Source organism: Bradyrhizobium elkanii USDA 76 (assembly GCF_023278185.1).
Taxonomy (GTDB): Bacteria; Pseudomonadota; Alphaproteobacteria; order Rhizobiales; family Xanthobacteraceae; genus Bradyrhizobium; species Bradyrhizobium elkanii.
The window spans coordinates 4226356-4245310 of record NZ_CP066356.1 but is presented as its reverse complement, the minus strand read 5'-3'; the positions used below and the strand labels follow the sequence as shown (position 1 = coordinate 4245310).

Genomic DNA, 18955 nt, shown 5'->3' with positions numbered 1-18955 from the left:
CGCGCCTCCAATCATTGAACGGACCAGGCAGCCGTCTCGAGCGCAAAATCTTGCGTTCGGTGTCGAATAGCCGCCCGCTCGCACCGCGCCGGCCGAGCCGCTTCGGCGCAGTGCTTCGAACGCGCAGCCTGCTCCGCTCTCAGCCGCTCGGAATCTTCCGCCGCACGGCCTCCACGCCGGCGTCGGTCACGTTGTATCTGCGCCCCATCTCCGGGACGATCCAGCCCTTCTCGATCATTCCGGCAATGGTGCTCGGGCCGACGCCCGCGGGAAACGGGCGGCGGTTGCGGATCGCGTCGATCGCGACCCGCTCGAGATGGGTGGCGACATGCGAGGGGCGCGCGCGAAACGCCTTTGCCATGATCAGGACCGACAGGACCTCGGCGCGCCGGCGCACGGCCGAAGCGCTGCGGGTCAGTTCGTTGCTGATCTCGAGAGCGTTCTTGCCGGCCCTGGCGAGTTCTCTGAGCTTCTCGTCCTCGTCAGGGCTCCAGCGCCGCACGATCCCCATCTGCCCCTCACCGCCTGGATACCCATCTCAAACCGATGCATACGCAGGCGGCGCTGATTTGCCATGTGACTTTCGGCACCTCTTGATGCGACGTCGGGGCTGTCGCCATCAGGAAGGCGCGGGTGCCGCGCGATGCAGCCCAAAGAGCATGATCCGATTGAATCGGATCATGCTCTCAATCCCCTTGCTTGGTGGCGTTTTGCTTGCGCGAACCGGTATCCACTTCGCGCTGGAACGCTTCAGTGCTTGCTGGGTTCAAGTGCGATGAGCACGCCGGTCGGCTCGGGCTCGTGCGGCCGAAGCGAGGTCAGCTCCGGATCGCTCCACTCGGCGAGACTGACGACTTCGCCGGTCTGCCCCGGCATGTCGGAGGTCTGGGCCGGTTCAAGCACCTTGAGCCCGCTGGTGTCGACGAAGAATGTGTGCTCACCGAACACGCTGTTCAGTTGCGCCACGGCCGGGTGATCGTCCGGAAGCACCTGGGCATTCAGTTGCGTCATGGTCTGCTTGACTTGCGTGGAATTGAGTTTCATCCGCTGCTCCTTCTCGTTGGTTCCGGCCGCAATGGTTTCCTTGACAGGTTTCCTTGACAAGTTTCCTTGGCTGGTTCCTCCCCGCCCGCACCCCGCACCGGGGGCTTCAAGGTCTCGAACCAATCAGGCAACGAAACGTTCCGCACGCGCGACGCATTGACCGCCTGCGCACCGGTTCCCCGCGTATCAGATGTGAAGTGCGACTCTGAAGTCACGCCCATCGCTACGAGACGCGAGGCTTCTTCCTTGCGAGTCCTTCCAGATGCACGCGGCGTACGGCGGATTTGCGCGCGCGCTCCCTGGTGCGGCAGGCCCGGCAGCGCACCGCCGCGGTAAATACATCGCCCTTGGCGGTCTCGTACCACCATTTCTGCTGCAACGGCGTCCAGACCTCGGCAACGCCGCAGTCCTTGCAGACGAAGGGCTCCGGTCGATAGGTTCCGCGCAGCACGAAATCGGGAGTCGAATAGCTGTTCGATGGTGCGAGCCGCGTCGTATCTACGGCAACCTCGTCGCGCGCCAGCGCAATCTTGTAGTCGCGGAGACGTTGCCGTTCAGCGGCGCGTTGCGTCTGGATGCGGCGCCATTCTTCCGCCTTGCGCCGCCTGGCTTCGATCCCTCCGTGCGTCTGCCTGCTGCGTTTCACGTCGGCACATCCGTTTGGGTCGAATGCCTTCGGCGCATCGACAAAGTGAATACCGGGCAGCACGACCTCGTCGATGATGACGTCATTGATGCGCTGCTGTTCTGCCGCCAGCTTGTCATAATTGCCGCAACATTGCGCGACGACAAGTCGCGTGCGGGGAACACATGGCGGCGTTGGCCGCGGTCCGAGGCGGATGACTTCGGGATGCCCCTCAGCCGAGCTGCGCCCGCCCCTGCTCCGCCGGCCGCATGTGGATCAGCGCGTCGAGCACGAGGACAAGAACGGGGCGCTGCTCGTCGTTGACCAGCTCCGTCTTGAAGATCACGACGGCGTCGCGCCGCTCAGGCCTGATGGTGATCTTCTGGATCCGGGATTGGCCGGTGAGCGTGGCGCCGGGCCGAACCGGGCTCGGCAGGCGAATCTCGAAGCTCCGCCCGACGATCCCCGCCACCTTGGTCCAGATCGCCTCCACGACGAGCCGCTGATAGATCGCAATGGTGTTGAAGCCGCTTGCGATCAGGCCGCCGAACGGGCCGGCCGCAGCCGCGACGGGATCGGTATGGATCGGCACCGGATCATATTTCCCGGCGAACTCCAGGATCTCGGCCTCGCCGATCGTGTAGCTGCCAAGCTCGAACGTCTGGCCCTCGGTGAGATCTTCCGCATACAGCATCGCGCGCCTCCATCTGTCGCGCGATGCTAGACGAACGGTGCGGGCTTTCCATTACCCCGGACGTCATGAAACTTCGCGCGATACGCGAGCAACACCGCCGCGCGCATATCGCCGCAGGCATCCCGCGCTATTGCAGCCGGGCCGCCCTCGCCTTTGCGGCCTTCACCGTGTTCTCCATCAGGCAGGCGATCGTCATCGGGCCGACGCCGCGCGGCACCGGCGTGATCGCGCCGGCGACCTGCACCGCCTCGTCGAACGAGACGTCGCCGCACACCGCATAGCCGCCGTCCGGCTTCTCGACGCGCGTGGTGCCGACGTCGATGACGATGGCCTGCGGCTTGATCCAGTCGCCGCGCACGAGGCCGGCCTTGCCCACCGCGCTCACCAGGATGTCGGCCTCGCGGCAGATCCTGCTGATGCCGCGGGTGTGGATATGAGTCTGGGTCACGGTCGCGTGCTCCTGCAGCAGCAGCGCGGCCATCGGCTTGCCGACGATGTTGGAGCTGCCGATCACCACGGCATGCGCGCCGGTGAGGTCCGACAGGGTCGATTTGATCAGCCGGAGACAGCCCAGCGGCGTGCACGGCACCAGCGCATCGTCGCCGTGAAACAGCCGGCCGGCGTTCAGGGCATGCAGGCCGTCGACATCCTTGGCGGGATCGACCGCCGCCATCACGCGCAAGGCGTCGATATGCGCCGGCAACGGCAGTTGCACGAGGATGCCGTCGATGTCGTCGCGCGCATTGAGCGTCTCCACTCTGGCAAGCAGATCGGCCTCGCTGGCATCATCCGGCAGGCGTGCGACCTCGCCGCGCAGGCCGAGCCGTTCGGCCATCCTGACCTTGCTCTGCACATAGATCTGGCTCGCCGGGTCGCAGCCGACCAGCACGACCGCAAGCCCCGGCGCGCGGGGCAGCCGGTCGAGTTCGCCAGAAATCTTGTCGATGACAATTTGGGCATGTGCATGCCCATCGAGAATGTTCGCCGTCATGGCACCTCCGTTTCGAAGCGGTGCCCAGGCGCGCGGCGTTCAGTCTCTGCGCTCCCCGATGGTGGTCCATCCAAGCGCCAGTCGCGCAGATGGCGTCGTCATAGCCACCCCGCCGGGCAAAGGCAATTCACGCTCTCCCCGCGGGTCGAACGGCGACGAATTGCCCCCACTTTTTTGCCGGTGGATCGGTGCCGGGCGGGTCACCTCTGGGGGTAGGATTCGGGCAAGACTTGCGTTAAGTCTCGGCGCTTGCCGGGCTTTTCCGATCCCCGGCGCCATCCTTCCGGTCATCACGCCATTTCGGACATTTTCGACATGAAACATATCATCCTCGCGCTGGCGCTCTTCTGCCCGGCTGCCGCGCTTGCCCAAGGCACCACGCCGGCCCCCGCCGACGCCGACAAGCCGGCGGCGACCTCGCAGCCGATGGTCGGCGACAAGCCGCTGGTCCAGGTCGGCAAGAAGTCGGCCGCCAAGAAGGGCGAGAAGCCTGCCGCGCCCGACAAGCCGCAATCGGTCGCCCAGAAGCTTCAGGCCTGTCAGGACATCGACGACGCCACCAAGGAACGGCTGATCTGCTACGACGAGATCTTCAAGCCGCAGCCGAAGCCGAAGGCCGCCCCGGCCAAGGGCGTCAACGATTGCCGCTTCGTGAAGGAGGAGGACGAGCGGCTGACCTGCTATAACGGCTTCGCGGACAAGATTCCGCGCCTGCCGCGCTAAAGGTAGCGGGCGGCGCTCGGACGCCGTCGCGGATCCGGCCACCCGCCTGATCCCGGACATGAAAATGCCGCCGCAAGTGCTTGCGGCGGCGGATCGATTGCCGGCTGCGGGCGGCCTTTCTTACCAAGTACCGAAGCCACCGAAGAAGCCCATGCGCTGCTGCTGCGCGACGCGGTAGGGCTGATACATGCCGGGCTGTGCCAGCCGCATCGGCTGCTGGGGATGGGCATGGTAGCGCGCGACCTTACGCTTCTTCGGCGCCTGAGGCTGGGCCTGCGCGGGCTGCTCGGCCGGCTTTGTCTCGGCCGCGACCTTCTGCGCGTCAGCCTTCTCCGGCGGAATGAACTGGGCGAACGTATTGCGGACGCGGGCTTGCGCCGACGCGTCGCCCGTAGCCGACGGCATGGCCGCGGCAACCGCGTTGACCTGCGCCGGAACGATGGTCGGCAAATTGGTGTCGTAGACCACCCGCTCGGGCAATTTCTGGATCGACTTGATGCGCACCATGGTCTTGTCGACGCCCGGCGACGACAGGCCCTGGTTCTGGCCGCCGACCACGGCCTCCTGCGGCACGATGACATTGACGACGAAGAGCAGCGCGAGCAGCACGCCACCAACGAACAGGAAATAACGCGCCACAGGCATTTTGGTAGCTCCCCCCGCGCTGCGGGCGCGGTTCATCTCGGCGCGACGACATAAGTCATCGCGCGGGCGATTTCATCGTCTGCGCATGATCACCCGGACGCTGTCCGCGCTGCCGGTCGCTCACTAACGGCTGGTTTATTAGTTAGTTCCTGTCCGGCCGTTACGGTTCACCCGACAAGTCAATTCGCGGTCACTTTTTCGAGATGCCGGGAATTAGAGGCGGCTCGCGGTCACGACCGAACATTTCGCCTTGTTTGCGTTAACATTGACGAATCCGACCAACATCCGCGAATAAGTTTTGCGGCTTTTCATGGCGATGGTGTCGGAGATCAGCCGCTTGCGCTCGGTCAGCGGCCGACCGTCCCGGCGGATGAAGGCGCAGGCGATCTCGATGTCCTTGACCGCGAAATCGTTGGCATTGCGCAGCGTCAGGGTGACGAGCGCCTTCGAACCCAGCCCGCCGCGCCGCCACGATTGCGAGGCGATCCGCAGCTTGTCCAGCGGCGACCTTTCAGCGCCAGGCCCGGACGGCCTGGCCTCCTCTGTCCCCTGTGGGGCGGTGGCCACGCCGACAGTGGTCGGCTCGTCCGCCGGTGCGGCCAGCGCATCCCTCGCGGCCTGATTTGTGATTTGGGCCGGTTGCGCGCCGGTCGAGGCATTCTGCGCGGTGCGGACCATGGAGGAAGACACCGGCCAGACATCCTGGTCTCCGGCGTCGCTCGGCTCGGGGAGCATGAACCAGGCGGCGATCCCGGCGAGCGCGATCAGCGGCAGTAGCAGGCCGGCGTAGAAGCCCCCCTCACCGAGACGTCCGGCGGCCAACCTCCGAAACGACGCCAAGCCGATCCGCATCGTCGTGCCCTCACCCTGGCGGCCTGATCGGGCCGCCCCCACACAGAGAGGAAGCCGCACCGTGCGACTTCCGGGTCGGCCGCAGGTCGAGCGGCCACGCAAAGACAATCGCTGATGGCCGCAATGGTTTCATTCCGGGACGGTAATCTTGCGGCCGGCAGCACGGAGGGATGGTCTCACGGCCGGCCGCTCGCTAAGTTCGCGCCGCCCGAGAGCGAGTGCCGCGCGCCGAAGCGGCGCGAGAACAACAAGGAGATCGCAATGCCTGTCGTCACCTGGGACCACGTCCACCTGCGCAGTCCCGATCCCGAGGCCACCGCGACCTGGCTGCGCGACATTCTCGGCGGCGAGATCATCCGCGGCCCCGGCCGCATCGACGTCCAGCTCGGCGGCGCCAAGGTGTTCATTGCCGAGGTGACCCAGGGCGACGGCGTCAACGCCGCGCCGGTGACGCCCTATCAGGGGCTCGATCATTTCGGGCTCACGGTGAAGGACATCGACGCGGTTGCGGCCGAGATCAAGGCCAAGGGCGTCGAATTCACCAAGGAGCCGACCACGATCCGCCCCGGCGTGCGGATCTGCTTCATCCGCGGCCCGCAGGGCATCTCAATCGAACTGCTCGAGCGCGACCAGAAATACGTCTGAGCCACGCGTGCGGCGCTAAGTCATGCTGCCGGGCATGAAGCAGCGGATCGTCACGCCCATGTAGCTCGGAATCGGCCAGACCATGGCGCGACCGACCCGGTTGGGCTCGGTGACCACGGCCTCGTCGGGGACATCGATCCACGCCCCGTCGAGGCGCACACGATAGTGCCCGTCCTTGGATTCCCAGTCGACATCGCTGACCGCTGTGCCGTCGGCATCCGAACAGCACGGCCCTTTGCCGCTGCGCAGGCCGTCGAACCATTCCTTCAGCGGCGAATTGGCGTAGCGGCCGTCGGGATCGCGCGCTTGCGCGATTCGCACGGCCGCAACCAGCACCAGCGTTATCAACCCGAGGAATACGATGACGTGGCCCGCATGACGGGCCGAAGTTCCATTGAGTCTGCGAGGGCGTGCCCAATGGCCGCCGGATTCAATCCAGTCAGACATGTGTTTGCTCCAGCACTCACCGGCCAGTGCAACCAGAGCTATGCATTTCGCGGGCCACTTTGATTCGCGCGTACGGTCCGCTGTCATCGCGCCGTCACACTGCCTGGCAGGAACCGAGGGTGTCACCCGAACGCGGAACACCCGGGAATCAACCTGCCGCATTGCACGAGGTTGCTCGCTTTGGCATAAAAAACCAACTGGCTTGCCGTGGGCGCGGCGGCCAGCAATCGGGACGTCATGAAGAACGGACTTTACTCAATTCACGTCACCCTGCTGGACGGTCGCGTCGGTAAGGGCAGCGGCGTCATTCTCTTCCGCGACGGCCAGATTCTGGGCGGCGACGCCTATCTCTACTACACCGGCAGCTACACGGTGAAGGGCGATGCGTTCAAGGGCGAAGTCCTTGTGCAACGCCACACGACACCGCGCGACACCGACAACCCGCTGTTCGGCGGGCCCGCGCCCGTCGGCATCGGCGTCTCCGGCACCTTCACCGATACCCGCGGTACCATGAGTGGCACCGCACTGGTCGGCAAGGCGAGCCTGATCTTCGGCGCCACGCTGCACAAGCTCGCGGATATCAATTAGCGATTGGAAACTCGCTGCTGGATCCGTCACCCCCGCGCAAAGGCTTTGCCTTTGTCGCTGGAGGAGCGCGCCCTTGTCTCGAAGGGTCGACGGCCACCAGCGCGCGCCGAGCATCTTTCGAGACGCGCTTCGCGCTCCTCAGGATGACGGAACAACGCACGAGTCGGTCTGAGCCATAGTGCGGCCTACTCCGCGGCCTGCTCCAGCGGCGCGACGCGCGGCAGGATCATCTGGATGCGGGTGCCGTTGCCCGGTGCGGAATCCAGCGAGAGCCGGCCGCCGAGCCGCGTGGTGACGATGCTGTAGACGATGTGCAGGCCGAGCCCGGTGCCGCCCTGATCGCGCCGCGTCGTGAAGAACGGATCGAAGGCGCGGCGGCGCACGTCGAGGCTCATGCCGCAGCCATTGTCGGCGAAGATCACCTCGACATTGTCGCCGCCGGCGGCGTGGACCTGGATCTCGACCTCGCCGGCCTTACCGTCCGGGAACGCATGCGCGACCGCGTTGAGGAACAGATTGGTCAGCACCTGGCCATACGGTCCCGGATAGGAGTTCATGATCAGGTTCGGCTCGCAATCGACGTTGAGCGTCAGGTTGTGCTTGCGCAGGCCGGGCCTCAGACTCATCACCACCTGCTCGGTGAGGTCGCCGAGATCGAAGGTGCGCTGGTCGGAATAGTTGCGGTCGGCGGCGACCTGCTTGAACGACTGGATCAGCTCCGCGGCGCGGTTGAGATTGGCGACGAGTTGCGAGGAGGCATCGCGCGCCGTGTTCAGGAAATCGTTGAGGCTGGAGCGGCGCAGGTCGCCGCGCTCGACCTGGGTGGCGAAATTCGCGGTCTTGCGCTCCAGCGCGGACGCCACCGTCAGGCTGATCCCGACGGGATTGTTGACCTCATGGGCGACGCCGGCCACCAGGCGGCCGAGCGCGGCGAGCTTTTCAGCCTCGATCAGCGAATTCTGGGTTTCGCGCAGATTGCGCAGCGCGGCTTCCGCGGAATCCCTCGCCTTGCGCATCTCCTGCTCGGAGCGCTTGCGCTCGCCGATATCGAGCGCGACCGTGACGATGTTCTCGATGTCGCCCTGCGCGTCGAGGATCGGCAGCTTGTTGACCAGCCATTGCCGCATGTTGCCGGCGACGTCCTTGTACTCCTCTTCATAGAAGCCGAGCTCGCGCCGCGCCGACAGGACGCGCTTGTCGTTCTCATCGGTCTTCGCCGCGCCGTAGCGCGACATCAGGTCGCCAGTGGTCTGGCCGATCGCGTCCTGCGGCTCGATGCCGAAGATCCCGGCCATGTAGCGGTTCATCAGCACGTAGCGCAGGTCGCGGTCCTTGACGTTGATGACGGCGGGCACCGTGTCGATGACCATCTGCAGCAGCCGCCGGCCTTCGGCGATCGCGTCTTCGGCGCGCTTCTGGTCGGTGATGTCGCGCACCGTGCCCTCGTAGCGGATCACCTCGCCTTCGTCGTTGCGGACGACGGTCGCCGAATCGGACAGCCACAGCACCGTGCCGTCGCTCGCGCGCACCTGATACTCGTAGTCGCGCACCATGCCATCGCGCTGCATCAGCTGCTGGTACTGCTCGCGCGCCGCGGGATCGACATAGACGGTGGTGGCGATGTCGTCGATGCCCTTGATCAGGTCTTGCGGCGTGCCATAGCCCATCATCCGCGCCAGCGCCGGATTGGCGTTGAGCAGCGCGCCGCCCGGCGTCGTGACGTAGATGCCCTCGACCGACGCCTCGAACAGCTTGTGGTAGCTCTCCTCGGCGAGCCGCTGCTCGGCAAGCGCGCGCAGCGCCGCCTCGCGCGCGCTGTCGGCGTCGACCAGGGTCTGGCGGAACACTTCGGCGGCGCGTGCGATGTCACCGATCTCGTTGTCGAGGTCGGCGCCGGGAATGAACGCGCTCTTCTCGCCGCCGGCAACCTTGCGGATCGAGCCCGCGATCCTGGCGAGCGGGCGGACGGTGCGGCGAACCACCAGCACCGACGCGAACAGGCCGATCAGCACGCCCGCCGTGCCGAGCACGATGCTCTGCCATTTTGCTTCAGCCAGCGTCCGGGCAAAATCGCGCGACAGCACGTGGCCGCGGCGAGAGCTGAGCTCGCGGAGCAGCTCGGTGACCTTCTGGATCAGCCGGCCTTCGGCGCCGAGCACCTCCTTGTCGATGTCGGCGATCTGGCCCTCGCGCACCGAGACCGCGACGATCGCCTCGGCATAATCGTCGACGGCGCCGCGCAGCGCGGGATCGGAGATGGTCATCGCCCGCATGCTCTGCGCGGCCTGCTCGGCGGCGGACGTATTGTGCGCCAGCAGCGCGGTGGCGATCCGGCTCTGGGATTGCGACAGCGCATTGGCCAGCGCCGCATCGTTGCTTGCGGCGACCGCCTTGTCGAAGGCCTCGCGCAGCGGCGGCAGCCCGGCGACCAGCTCGGCGCGGCGGCTGAGCAGCGCCGAGATGCGCTCGATGCCGTTGCGATAGGTCGCCAGCCGCTGGGTGACGCCGTCGATCATGTCCTGCTGCTCGGGCGCCAGCTTGATGCGGGTCTTTTTCAGGATCTCGCTCAGCGACTGGGCCGCCTCCGCGACCTGGACCGACTGGCTGCCCGGCTCGGTGACGAAGTCGCGCGCCGCCAGCCGCAGCTCGTTCATGCGGCGGTCGATATCCTCGGCGATGTCGCCGACGCTCTGCAGCCGCTGCAGCTCGGCGAAGGTCGTATCGATGTGGCGGATCGCGATCACGCTGGCGGTGGATGTGATGATGATCACAGCCAGGACCAGCAGGAAGCTGCCGAACGTGAGCTGGCCAATGGAGAGGGAGAACGCACGCGGCGCTTGCGAATTCGGCGGCAATTCAGCGGTCATGTCATCAAGGGCCGGGGTCCAATGGGCCCCAATATACGGGAAATTACGGATTTTGGGGAAACATGCTGCAGGACCGGGCCGGCCGGTGTGATCTGTATCACCCCTGCCCCCGGCCCACCGCTTCCGGTAGGGGCCAGCGGCCGGCTCAGTCCGGTTGGATGCCGGCCTCCTTGACCACCCGGGCCCAGAGGGCGACGTCCGCCGCGATGACGTCGGCAAAGCGTTTCAGCGGCGCGCTCCGGGCGTCGCAGCCGGCGACATCCAGCTTCCTCCGCACCTCGGCGGAGGCTAGCGCGGTTTCGAGCGCCGCGCTGATGCGTTCGACGACCGGCTGCGGCGTGCCCGCCGGCACCACGAAGCCGAACCACGGCGTCACCTGCGCCTCGGCAAAGCCCTGCTCGGCCATGGTCGGCACGTCGGGAAAGTATTTCGAGCGGCCGTCGCTGATCGCACCGATGATCCTGATGCTGCCGGACTGCACCTGGGCCAGCGCCTGGTTGGCCGACAGGAAGCTCGAGGTGATCAGCCCGCTCGCGATATCGGGCACCATCTGCGGATAGCCGCGATAGCCGATCGCGGTGACGTCGATCCCGGCGAGCCGCTTGAACAGTTCGAAGCCGAGATGGCCGGTCGAGCCCTTGCCGGGATGGCTGTAGTTCGGTGTGCCCAGCTTGGCCTTGGCCAGCGCGACATAGTCGGCGACGGTCTTCACCGGCAGCGAGGTCGGCACGATGAAGAAGTTCGGGGCGAGACAGATCTGCCCGACCGGCACGAAGTCCCTGACCGGATCCCAGCGCAGCTGCGTGTTCAGTGCCGGGCTCGCGGTGAAGAAGGTCGTCACCAATAGCCATGTGTAGCCATCGGGCGCGGCGCGTGCGACCTCCTCGGCCGCAATCGAGCCGTTGGCGCCGGATTTGGCCTCGACGACGATCGTCCCCTTCCACTGCTCCTGCATGTCCTGCGCCATGATGCGCGCGAACACGTCGGCGACGCTGCCCGGCGCGTAGGGAATGACGATGCGGATCGGCCGGCTCGGGAAGTCCTGCGCGCGCACCGCGCCGGCCATCGCCAGCAACGCCATGCACGCACCGGCAATGAGGCTGATCCGCCGCAACATCGTCCCGTTTCCCGCCCTGCGATCTCGTTGCGGGCAGCATGCAGGGATTGCCGGACAGCAGCAAGGCGCCGGTTTCAGCGGGCGAAACTTCAGGCGGTGGCGATCTTACGCGAGGGAATCGTCATCGCGGCGATGACGTCAGGCTGTGGCGATCCTTCGTGCAGGAATCGTCATCGCGGCGACGCCGATCACGACGCAGGCGAGGCCGATCCACGCCGTCGGGCTCAACCGCTCGCCCAGCACCATGACGCTGAGCGCCACCCCGATCGGCACCCGCAAGTAAGCCTGCGCGGTGGTGCCGACCGAGCCGAGGGTCTGGATCAGGTGAAAGTAGATCGCGAACGCGATCGCGGTCGAGAACATCGCAAGCGCCAGTAATGCGGCGAGCGACGTCGTCGACGGCGACAGCGTCCAGGGCCGCTCGACGACAAGGCTGAGCGGAACGAGGATCGCAGCGCCCGCGATCAGCGAACCCGCCGCCGGCGCCATCGGATCGAGCCCCTTGAAGCCGCGGCTGAAGATCGCGGCACAGGCGTAGCAGATGGTGGCGGCGACGATCGCGACCTCGGCCAAGATCCCCTGCCCGAGATCGCGGAACGCATCGACGCCGACGATCAGGCAGATGCCGGCCATGCCTGATATCACCCCAAACAGCTTGCGCAGGCTCGCGGCCTCGTGGCGGGTGATTGCGGCGGTGAACAGGAAGGTGAAGATCGGCGAGGCCGAATTGAGGATGGTGGCGAGCCCGGCATCAACGAAGCGCTCGCCCCAGGCGATCAGCGTCCACGGGATCACGCTGTTGAGGCACGCCTGGAAGATGAAGCGGACCCAAGTCGCGCCATCCGCCGGCATCGTCACGCCGCGCATCCGCATGATGGCGAGCAGCAACAGCCCCGCGATCGCGGTGCGCGCCGCGATCAGCGTGATCGGCGGGATGGTCGCGACACCAAGCTTGATGAAGGTATAGGAGCCGCCCCACATGGTGGCGAGCGCGAGCAGCAAAGCGAGCTCGAAGCCCATGCTCGGCTGGCGGTGGGTGGCGGTCATTGGCGGGATTCCGTCTCGATGGTTGAGACGGAAGCTACACTGCTGCGACGTGATGATATTTCGATCTAAGCCGAAATGTGGAGAAGCGACTCTCCTTCCCCCGTCGTCCCGGCGAAGGCCGGGACCCATTACCACAGGGTTGTGTTGTCAGAAGAAGCTGTGGCTCCAGAGTCGCGCAACATTGCAGTTCAGTGGTTGGATCCCGGCCCCCGTGCGCAATTGCGCACTAGGCCGGGACGACGCCTAGTATTGTATTGCGCCGCCTCCGAGTCAGAGGCGCTCTCGATCTCTCAGGATAACGCGCTACCCCAGCGCCCCGACGTCGAACACCTCGCCGTCGTAGCCCGCTTCCTTGGGGATGCGGAGCTGGCGGCCGGTGGCGGTCTTGGTCATCACGGGCATCACGGCGACGATCGGCTTGCCCTTGCTGTCGGCGAGCGCGGCGCCGACGTTCGGCTGCTTGCCGAGCCGGATCAGGTTGCGCGTGGTCGGGAACGGCAGCTTGAAGCGGCCGGTCTCGCCGCCCTCCAGCGCCTCGCGCGTCGACACCCAGATCGAGTCGGTCGATTCCTTGCCGTCATGGGCGCCGAGTTGCTCGGGCGGCGCGGCGGCGAGGAAGAACCAGGTGTCGAAGCGCTTCGGCATGCCCTCCGGCGTGATCCAGTGCGCATAGGGCACGAGCTCGTCGAGCGCGAGCACCATGCCGTTGTCAGTCAGCACCTTGAGGAAGCCGATCTTGCCTTCGTTCAGCGCCGCGCGATGCGCGGTCGCGATCTCGTTCGCACGCTTCGCATCGACCAGATGCTTCGACCCCTGCGGCCGCGCCAGCAGGATGCCGCTCTCCTCGAAGGTCTCGCGGATCGCCGCGATCCGGAAGCCGAGTGCGTCGCCGTCGAGCCCTTCTCCGCCCGAATAGAGCGCGGGATCGGCGGCGATCTCCTTGTCATTCTTGTCGACGCTGCCGCCCGGAAACACCAGCGCACCCGAGTTGAACTCGATCTGGTGATGGCGGACCATCATGAAGACTTCGATTTCGCGTGACGACGTCCCGTCACGCAGCAGCAGCACGGTCGAGGCAAGGCGCGGGGCAACGATCTCATTCATGACTAGCCTGCTGCACTGGATTGCGGTTGCAGATTGGCGCGGCGATCGACGCGCGCCACGCGGGAAAGCAGATAGTCGACCTCCGCCCTCGCTTGCGGCGTGATGACAGCACCCGGCTTGCGCTGCGCGCTCGAGGAGATGATGCCGCGCTTCTGCAGCACGTATTTGCGCACGGTCAGGCCGACGCCGGGCTGCTGCTCGTAGCGGATCAGCGGCAGATGCGCGTCGAACAGATCGTGCGCCGCATCGCGTTTTCCCGCCTTGGACAGATTGACGACGTCGATCAGGAGTTCGGGGAAGGCATAGCCGGTCATCGCGCCGTCGGCGCCGCGCTCCATCTCGAAATCGAGGAACAGGCCGCCATTGCCGACCAGGATCGACAGCGGCCGCAGCGAGCCGTCCTTCTGGAAATTGCGCAGCGTCGAAATCTTCTCGAGGCCCGGCCAGTCCTCGTGCTTGAGCATCACGCAGGACGGCGAATCCATCACGATCTTGCGGATCACGGCGGGCGTGAACACGACGGTCAGCGTCAGCGGATAGTCCTGCAGCACCCAGGGAATATCGTCGCCGATCGCTTCCTGCGCCTGCTTGAAGTAGCCAATGATCTGGTCGTCGGTGCGCAAGTGCGGCGGCGGCGCGATCATGACACCGGCAGCGCCCGCATCCATCGACTTCTTCGCCAGCGAGCGCATCGTGGCAAAGCCCGGCGCTGAGACGCCGACAATGACCTGCAGCTTCTTGGCACGCTTGACGAAGCGCAGCGCGACCTGCTCCGCCTCCGCGGCATCGAGCTTCGGCGCCTCGCCCAGGATGCCCAGTACCGTGACGCCGTCGCAGCCGACATCGGTGTAGAAATCGGTCAGCCGGTCGATCGACGCCTCATCGATGCGGCCGTCATCGTGGAACGGGGTCGGCGCGATCGCAAAGGTTCCTGCGGCCTGGGCGGTGAGTTTTGTCATTTGGGCATCTATCCTCTGGTCTGTCGTTCCGGGACGGTGCGCCAGCACCAGACCCGGAACCTCGAGATTCCACAATGCGCAATTGCGCATTGGGGTTCACGCTTCGCGTGCCCCAGAATGACGGTATACATCAGAACCGGCGCGCGCCCATCTTGATCTGCTCCTCGGAGAAGAAGATCTCCTTGGCGTGGGTGACGATGTCTTCGGCCTTCCAGCCAGTAAAGGGCGGCTTCCAGCCCTCCATTTCCATCATCCGCATCTCGCGGACGCCACGCGGACCCGAGACGCCGAGGACCTTGCCGGTCTGGTCGCCGGACAGGTCGCTGACCATGTAGAGCACCGCCGGCGCGATGCCGTCCGGGCCGAGCGCCGCACCCGGGTTCTCCTTGTAGCGGGGCAGGTCTGCGGTCATGCGGGTCAGCGCGCCCGGCGCCAGGGTCCAGATCCGGATGTTGTACTTGCGGCCCTCGATCGCCAGCACGTTGGACAGGCCCCAAATGCCGCCCTTGGCGGCGCCGTAATTGGTCTGGCCGAAATTGCCGATCAGACCCGAGGTCGAGGACGTGTTGACGATGACGCCGCCGCCGTTGTCGCGCATCCATTTGAACACCGGCTGGGTGCAGCAGAAGGTGCCCTTGAGGTGCACCTTCATCACCTTGTCCCAGTTCGCTTCCTTGGCCTTGTGGAAGGTCTCGTCGAGCAGAATGCCGGCGTTGTTGACCAGGATGTCGGCGCGGCCGAAATGCTTGATGGCGTCGTCGAACACCGACTGGCCGCCGGCCAAGGTCGAGATGTCGGCGCCGTTGGCGACCGCACGGCCGCCTTCGGCCTTGATCGCGTCGACCACCTTGTCAGCCATCGACTTGTCCGAACCCGAGCCGTCGCGCGGGCCGCCGAGATCGTTGACCACCACGGCCGCGCCCTCGCGCGCGAACAGCTTCGCGTAGGCTTCACCAAGCCCGCCGCCGGCGCCCGTGATCAGCGCCACCTTGCCGTCGAGTAATCCCATGGTTGTTCTCTCCGTTTTGTTCTTTCTTCTTCCTCTCCCCCGCGCGAGCGGGGCGAGGGAGCATCCCGGCCTTGACGCGCGGCTACGCCAGCACCGTCTTGCCGCTCTTGATCACGGTGACGCCGCGCGATTTCACCTTGGCCTCGAACGACACCACGTTGCCGTCCTTCCACAGTTCCATGGTCACGGTCTCACCGGGGAACACCGGCGAGGAGAACCGCGCCACGTGCTGCTTGAAGGCCGACGGATCGAAGTCGGCGTAGGTCTGCAGCACGCCGCGGCAGGTGATGCCGTAGGTGCACATGCCGTGCAGGATCGGCCGCGGGAAGCCGGCCTTCCTGGCGAACTCCGGATCGGAGTGCAGCGGGTTGCGGTCGCCGCAGAGCCGATAGACCAGCGCCTGGTCGGGCCGCGTCGTGATGTCGACGATCTTGTCCGGCGCGCGCTCCGGCACCTTGTGCGGCTCGGGCTGGCCGTCGGACGGGCCGCCGAAGCCGCCATCGCCGCGGGCGAAGCGCGAGGCGACCAGCGTGGCGAGCTTCTCGCCCTTCTCGTCTTTCAGCACGGTCTGGTGGCGGATCACCGCGCCCTTGTCCTTGCCCTTGTCGAACACGTCGAGCACGGTCGAGTCGGCCGTGATCTGCGCCGCGGTCGCGAACGGCTTGTGGAAGGTGATGTCGCGCTCGCCGTCGACCACCATGACGCGGTTGAGGTTCATCTCGCCGGGACCGGCGCCCCAGGCCGCGACCGAGGCAAACGTCGGAACCACCTTGAGCGGACGCGGCGTCAGCACGCCCTCATTGACGAAGGCGAGCTCCTTCTCGTCCATCGGATCGGCTCCCAAGCCGATGCCATAGGCGTAGAGCATCACGTCGCGGTCGCTGTAGCTGTATTTCTGGCCGAGATTCTTCAGGGCCATCAGCTGTTCGTACACGATCGGCATTGTTGTTTTCTCCCGAACTGTTCTTTCTTCGCCGTTGCGCGTTATTGCGCCCTCTCCCCTTGCGGGAGAGGGCCGCACCGGCATCAAACGCAAACTCGTTTGGGAGAGGGGTTGGCTCCTCAAACGCATCTCTCGCGGAGAGAACCCCTCTTCCGGCAGCCTTCGGCTGCCACCTTCCCCCGCAAGGGGGAAAGGTACTTTCTAGGCTAGGCCGGCGTGAAGAACGGCAGCGGGGCGCCGTCGGTCGGCTTCCATACCACCTTGACCTTCTGGCCGATCTTCACCGTCTCCAGATCGCAATCGACGATGTTGGTCTGCAGCGACGGACCTTCCTTCAACGTCACATAGGCGATCGCATAGGGACCGGTCGGTGATTTGCGCATCAGGCTGTAGGTGTAGACCGTGGCCTCGCCGCTCGACTCTTCCCACACTGTCTTGTCGGAGAAGCAGAACGGGCAGATCGCGCGCGGGAAGTAATGCGCCTCGCCGCAGGTGTTGCAGCGCTTGATCATGAACTTGCCCGCCTTCGCCGCTTCCCAGAACGGCGCGGTCTCCGGGTTGGTCACCGGGGCATTGTACTTCTTCGCTTCAGACATCACGCACGCTCCAGAATGCAGGTTGAGGCGGCGTGGCGAACGCCGAGCAGACCGCCGGTGCCGTGGGCGATCGCGAGGTCGCAGTTCTTCACCTGCACCTTCGGATGCGCCTCGCCGCGCAACTGCCGTACAGCCTCGAGGATTTTCGTCATGCCGCCGCGATTGACGGGATGGTTGCTGCACAGGCCGCCGCCATCGGTGTTGAACGGCAGCTTGCCGACGCCCGAGATCAGATTGCCGTCGGCGACGAACTTGCCGCCCTCGCCCTTCTTGCAGAAGCCGAGGTCCTCGAGCTGCATCAGCACCGTGATGGTGAAGCTGTCATAGATCGAGGCGTATTTAATGTCCTTCGGCGTCACGCCCGCCTCCTCGAAGGCGCGCGGGCCGGACCACACACCGGCGGAGTAAGTCAGATCGAGATCCTTGCCGCCGCGCGGGCCCTTCATCGCCTCGCCATGGCCGATCAAGCGCACCAGCGGCTTCTTCAGGCTCTTGGCGATCTCCGGCGTCGTGACGATCATCGCGCCACCGCCGTCGGTGACGACGCAGCAATCCATCCGGTGCAGCGGATCGGAGATCATCGGCGAGTTCAGCACGTCCTCAACGGTGACGACCTCCTTCAGCATCGCATGCGGGTTGTATTGCGCGTGATGCGAGGCCGCGACCTTGATCCAGGCGAGTTGTTCGGAGGTGGTGCCGTAGTCGTGCATGTGGCGCATGGCACACATGCCGTAGGCATTGTGCGTGGTAGCCCCGTAGGCGGATTCGAAATCGGCCTCGGCGCCCGACGCGCGCGGCGGCATCGGGCCGGTGCGCGGCTTGCCCGCCAGCGTGACCAGCGCGACCGAGCACTTGCCCGCTGCGATCGCCTCGGCGGCGTGGCCGAGATGGATCAGATAGGAACAGCCACCGGTCTCGGTGGAGTCGACGTGACGCAGCTTCCTGGTGTTAAGGCCGAGATAATCGACCATCGGCCACAGCCCGCCCGGTGCGTCGCCGGCGCAGAAATAGCCGTCGATATCGTCCTTGGTGAGCCCGGCATCCTCGATCGCGCCCTTGGCGACCTCGGCATGTAGCTGTGCTGTTGATTTATCGGGTGCGTGCCGGGTGGGATGTTCGTAGATCCCGGCAATGTAGGCCTTGCCCTTGATGGTCAAATCGCTCTCCGCTGGCGTTTCTTCGCTCGAGCGTTTTTCTGAACCGACGACGCGACCTTGGCAAGCGCGATAATATTCCGTCAGGCGAGACCGTATCCGCAACTCAATCGTCGTCCCGGTGAAAGCCGGGATCCATAACCACAGGGTTGTGTGGTGAGAGTGAGCTGTGGCCCCAGCGTCGCGCTACAACGAAGTGCGGTGGTTATGGGTCCCGGCTTTCGCCGGGACGACACCGAATGTGTGACTACACTACTCCGCCGCCATCTGCCGCGGCGCCGGCGGCGGGTTGGCGAGGGCGGCGGCGAGTTGCGCGTAGCGAACTTTCGCGTCCTCTCGCAAAGGCGGTGCTGCTAGCGACCTCCTCTCAGGCTTGGTCCGCGCGGAAATCGCGAGGCACGCTATCGACCGCGTAGCCCGGACCAATTGCCAGCGGTCAAGTCTGGCTGCGCCGACCTAAACTCATCTGACGATCCCGGTGCCCACGGAAACGCTCCGCCTCGATCCGGGAATATGATCTGGTGGCATTCAAAGTTGTCGTTACCGTAAAACCATCTGCTCCACCCGAGATGGGATCGATAATGCTCGACAGCGACCGGGAGCAGCACCGCGAGAGCATTCTCGAATATCTCCTCCGTTGGCTCGCCAACGGGAAACCGTCGTCCAGCCTCGAATTGGCGCCAGATGTGCCAGAACGTATCCTGGGCGTTCTCCATCGACATTGAGAACAGGATCAATTCCGGAAGCTTGAATTTCAGCCAAAATCCAGTGGTGTACGAGAACCCCGGACCTGCGTCGTCCGATGCGACATGCGTACCGAACCAGCCATGTTTTCGGATCTGCCCGACGAAATTCTGCTCATGTTCGTCGAGCCGCTCCGGAGCTGCATCGAGCGCCGTGAACAC

Annotated in this window: 21 protein-coding genes and 1 riboswitch; of the genes, 3 read left to right on the top strand and 18 right to left on the bottom strand. The window is 65.5% G+C overall.

Features of this window, described 5'->3' with window-relative positions; genetic code table 11:
• Nucleotides 1-139: 139 nt before the first annotated feature.
• The 5 genes from JEY66_RS20585 to JEY66_RS20565 all read right to left on the bottom strand — a co-directional run bounded on the left by JEY66_RS20585 (nt 140) and on the right by JEY66_RS20565 (nt 3354).
• A complete protein-coding gene (locus JEY66_RS20585) occupies nt 140-511 on the bottom strand; it encodes an SANT/Myb-like DNA-binding domain-containing protein (protein WP_016846479.1) in 372 nt (123 codons plus the stop codon).
• 239 nt (nt 512-750) lie between these two features.
• Nucleotides 751-1044: a hypothetical protein gene (locus tag JEY66_RS20580; protein ID WP_016846480.1), complete on the bottom strand. Its 294-nt coding sequence runs from the start codon at nt 1042-1044 to the stop codon at nt 751-753.
• Between the two features lie 223 nt (nt 1045-1267).
• Entirely contained in the window at nt 1268-1690 is a 423-nt protein-coding gene (locus tag JEY66_RS20575; protein WP_063710733.1) for a zinc-ribbon domain containing protein, read from the bottom strand.
• A 211-nt stretch (nt 1691-1901) separates the two neighbouring features.
• On the bottom strand, nt 1902-2363 hold the full coding sequence (locus tag JEY66_RS20570) for a MaoC/PaaZ C-terminal domain-containing protein (protein WP_016846482.1): 462 nt from the start codon (nt 2361-2363) through the stop codon (nt 1902-1904).
• Between the two features lie 127 nt (nt 2364-2490).
• Complete coding sequence (locus JEY66_RS20565) at nt 2491-3354, bottom strand: bifunctional methylenetetrahydrofolate dehydrogenase/methenyltetrahydrofolate cyclohydrolase (RefSeq protein WP_018272078.1); 864 nt, start codon at nt 3352-3354, stop codon at nt 2491-2493.
• A gap of 15 nt (nt 3355-3369) precedes the next feature.
• Nucleotides 3370-3449, bottom strand: a riboswitch (ZMP/ZTP riboswitch).
• 220 nt (nt 3450-3669) lie between these two features.
• Between JEY66_RS20565 and JEY66_RS20560 the strand changes: the two genes are divergently transcribed.
• Nucleotides 3670-4077, top strand: a complete 408-nt coding sequence (locus tag JEY66_RS20560; protein ID WP_018272079.1) for a hypothetical protein — start codon at nt 3670-3672, stop codon at nt 4075-4077.
• 120 nt (nt 4078-4197) lie between these two features.
• Here the strand turns inward: JEY66_RS20560 and JEY66_RS20555 are convergent, their stop codons facing one another.
• Nucleotides 4198-4722, bottom strand: coding sequence for a hypothetical protein (locus JEY66_RS20555; protein ID WP_018272080.1), 525 nt, complete (start codon nt 4720-4722; stop codon nt 4198-4200).
• Between the two features lie 213 nt (nt 4723-4935).
• Nucleotides 4936-5574: a hypothetical protein gene (locus JEY66_RS20550; RefSeq protein ID WP_018272081.1), complete on the bottom strand. Its 639-nt coding sequence runs from the start codon at nt 5572-5574 to the stop codon at nt 4936-4938.
• Nucleotides 5575-5835: 261 nt separating this feature from the next.
• Between JEY66_RS20550 and JEY66_RS20545 the strand changes: the two genes are divergently transcribed.
• Nucleotides 5836-6219: a VOC family protein gene (locus tag JEY66_RS20545; RefSeq protein WP_026192879.1), complete on the top strand. Its 384-nt coding sequence runs from the start codon at nt 5836-5838 to the stop codon at nt 6217-6219.
• A gap of 15 nt (nt 6220-6234) precedes the next feature.
• Here JEY66_RS20545 and JEY66_RS20540 read toward each other — a convergent pair whose 3' ends face one another.
• Nucleotides 6235-6666: a hypothetical protein gene (locus tag JEY66_RS20540; protein ID WP_240537240.1), complete on the bottom strand. Its 432-nt coding sequence runs from the start codon at nt 6664-6666 to the stop codon at nt 6235-6237.
• 237 nt (nt 6667-6903) lie between these two features.
• Here JEY66_RS20540 and JEY66_RS20535 point away from each other — a divergent pair, with 237 nt between their 5' ends.
• Nucleotides 6904-7254, top strand: a complete 351-nt coding sequence (locus JEY66_RS20535) for a GrlR family regulatory protein (RefSeq protein WP_026192881.1) — start codon at nt 6904-6906, stop codon at nt 7252-7254.
• A gap of 185 nt (nt 7255-7439) precedes the next feature.
• Here JEY66_RS20535 and JEY66_RS20530 read toward each other — a convergent pair whose 3' ends face one another.
• The 10 genes from JEY66_RS20530 to JEY66_RS20485 all read right to left on the bottom strand — a co-directional run bounded on the left by JEY66_RS20530 (nt 7440) and on the right by JEY66_RS20485 (nt 18955).
• Entirely contained in the window at nt 7440-10121 is a 2682-nt protein-coding gene (locus JEY66_RS20530) for a PAS domain S-box protein (protein WP_018272083.1), read from the bottom strand.
• Between the two features lie 145 nt (nt 10122-10266).
• Nucleotides 10267-11238 (bottom strand): Bug family tripartite tricarboxylate transporter substrate binding protein, encoded by a 972-nt coding sequence (locus JEY66_RS20525; RefSeq protein WP_018272084.1) that lies wholly within the window; start codon nt 11236-11238, stop codon nt 10267-10269.
• Nucleotides 11239-11376: 138 nt separating this feature from the next.
• Complete coding sequence (locus JEY66_RS20520) at nt 11377-12285, bottom strand: DMT family transporter (RefSeq protein WP_018272085.1); 909 nt, start codon at nt 12283-12285, stop codon at nt 11377-11379.
• 303 nt (nt 12286-12588) lie between these two features.
• Nucleotides 12589-13389, bottom strand: coding sequence for an NUDIX hydrolase (locus JEY66_RS20515; RefSeq protein WP_018272086.1), 801 nt, complete (start codon nt 13387-13389; stop codon nt 12589-12591).
• A 2-nt stretch (nt 13390-13391) separates the two neighbouring features.
• The gene (locus JEY66_RS20510; RefSeq protein ID WP_018272087.1) at nt 13392-14348 is read right to left on the bottom strand and encodes a dihydrodipicolinate synthase family protein; all 957 of its coding nucleotides are present in this window, start codon (nt 14346-14348) and stop codon (nt 13392-13394) included.
• A 130-nt stretch (nt 14349-14478) separates the two neighbouring features.
• Entirely contained in the window at nt 14479-15357 is an 879-nt protein-coding gene (locus tag JEY66_RS20505) for an SDR family oxidoreductase (RefSeq protein WP_018272088.1), read from the bottom strand.
• An 82-nt stretch (nt 15358-15439) separates the two neighbouring features.
• Nucleotides 15440-16300, bottom strand: coding sequence for a MaoC/PaaZ C-terminal domain-containing protein (locus tag JEY66_RS20500; RefSeq protein ID WP_018272089.1), 861 nt, complete (start codon nt 16298-16300; stop codon nt 15440-15442).
• Nucleotides 16301-16506: 206 nt separating this feature from the next.
• Nucleotides 16507-16896 (bottom strand): Zn-ribbon domain-containing OB-fold protein, encoded by a 390-nt coding sequence (locus tag JEY66_RS20495; RefSeq protein WP_018272090.1) that lies wholly within the window; start codon nt 16894-16896, stop codon nt 16507-16509.
• Nucleotides 16896-18053 (bottom strand): thiolase domain-containing protein, encoded by a 1158-nt coding sequence (locus JEY66_RS20490; RefSeq protein ID WP_018272091.1) that lies wholly within the window; start codon nt 18051-18053, stop codon nt 16896-16898. The genes JEY66_RS20495 and JEY66_RS20490 overlap by 1 nt, the downstream gene beginning before the upstream one ends.
• Before the next feature lie 398 nt (nt 18054-18451).
• The gene (locus JEY66_RS20485) at nt 18452-18955 is read right to left on the bottom strand and encodes a DUF4262 domain-containing protein (RefSeq protein WP_018272092.1); all 504 of its coding nucleotides are present in this window, start codon (nt 18953-18955) and stop codon (nt 18452-18454) included.

Coding starts and splice junctions, on each gene's coding strand:
- JEY66_RS20585 (WP_016846479.1), bottom strand. CDS start 511: ATGGGGATCGTGCGGCGCTGGAGCCCTGACGAGGACGAGAAGCTCAGA.
- JEY66_RS20580 (WP_016846480.1), bottom strand. CDS start 1,044: ATGAAACTCAATTCCACGCAAGTCAAGCAGACCATGACGCAACTGAAT.
- JEY66_RS20570 (WP_016846482.1), bottom strand. CDS start 2,363: ATGCTGTATGCGGAAGATCTCACCGAGGGCCAGACGTTCGAGCTTGGC.
- JEY66_RS20565 (WP_018272078.1), bottom strand. CDS start 3,354: ATGACGGCGAACATTCTCGATGGGCATGCACATGCCCAAATTGTCATC.
- JEY66_RS20560 (WP_018272079.1), top strand. CDS start 3,670: ATGAAACATATCATCCTCGCGCTGGCGCTCTTCTGCCCGGCTGCCGCG.
- JEY66_RS20555 (WP_018272080.1), bottom strand. CDS start 4,722: ATGCCTGTGGCGCGTTATTTCCTGTTCGTTGGTGGCGTGCTGCTCGCG.
- JEY66_RS20550 (WP_018272081.1), bottom strand. CDS start 5,574: ATGCGGATCGGCTTGGCGTCGTTTCGGAGGTTGGCCGCCGGACGTCTC.
- JEY66_RS20545 (WP_026192879.1), top strand. CDS start 5,836: ATGCCTGTCGTCACCTGGGACCACGTCCACCTGCGCAGTCCCGATCCC.
- JEY66_RS20540 (WP_240537240.1), bottom strand. CDS start 6,666: ATGTCTGACTGGATTGAATCCGGCGGCCATTGGGCACGCCCTCGCAGA.
- JEY66_RS20535 (WP_026192881.1), top strand. CDS start 6,904: ATGAAGAACGGACTTTACTCAATTCACGTCACCCTGCTGGACGGTCGC.
- JEY66_RS20530 (WP_018272083.1), bottom strand. CDS start 10,121: ATGACCGCTGAATTGCCGCCGAATTCGCAAGCGCCGCGTGCGTTCTCC.
- JEY66_RS20525 (WP_018272084.1), bottom strand. CDS start 11,238: ATGTTGCGGCGGATCAGCCTCATTGCCGGTGCGTGCATGGCGTTGCTG.
- JEY66_RS20520 (WP_018272085.1), bottom strand. CDS start 12,285: ATGACCGCCACCCACCGCCAGCCGAGCATGGGCTTCGAGCTCGCTTTG.
- JEY66_RS20515 (WP_018272086.1), bottom strand. CDS start 13,389: ATGAATGAGATCGTTGCCCCGCGCCTTGCCTCGACCGTGCTGCTGCTG.
- JEY66_RS20510 (WP_018272087.1), bottom strand. CDS start 14,348: ATGACAAAACTCACCGCCCAGGCCGCAGGAACCTTTGCGATCGCGCCG.
- JEY66_RS20505 (WP_018272088.1), bottom strand. CDS start 15,357: ATGGGATTACTCGACGGCAAGGTGGCGCTGATCACGGGCGCCGGCGGC.
- JEY66_RS20500 (WP_018272089.1), bottom strand. CDS start 16,300: ATGCCGATCGTGTACGAACAGCTGATGGCCCTGAAGAATCTCGGCCAG.
- JEY66_RS20495 (WP_018272090.1), bottom strand. CDS start 16,896: ATGTCTGAAGCGAAGAAGTACAATGCCCCGGTGACCAACCCGGAGACC.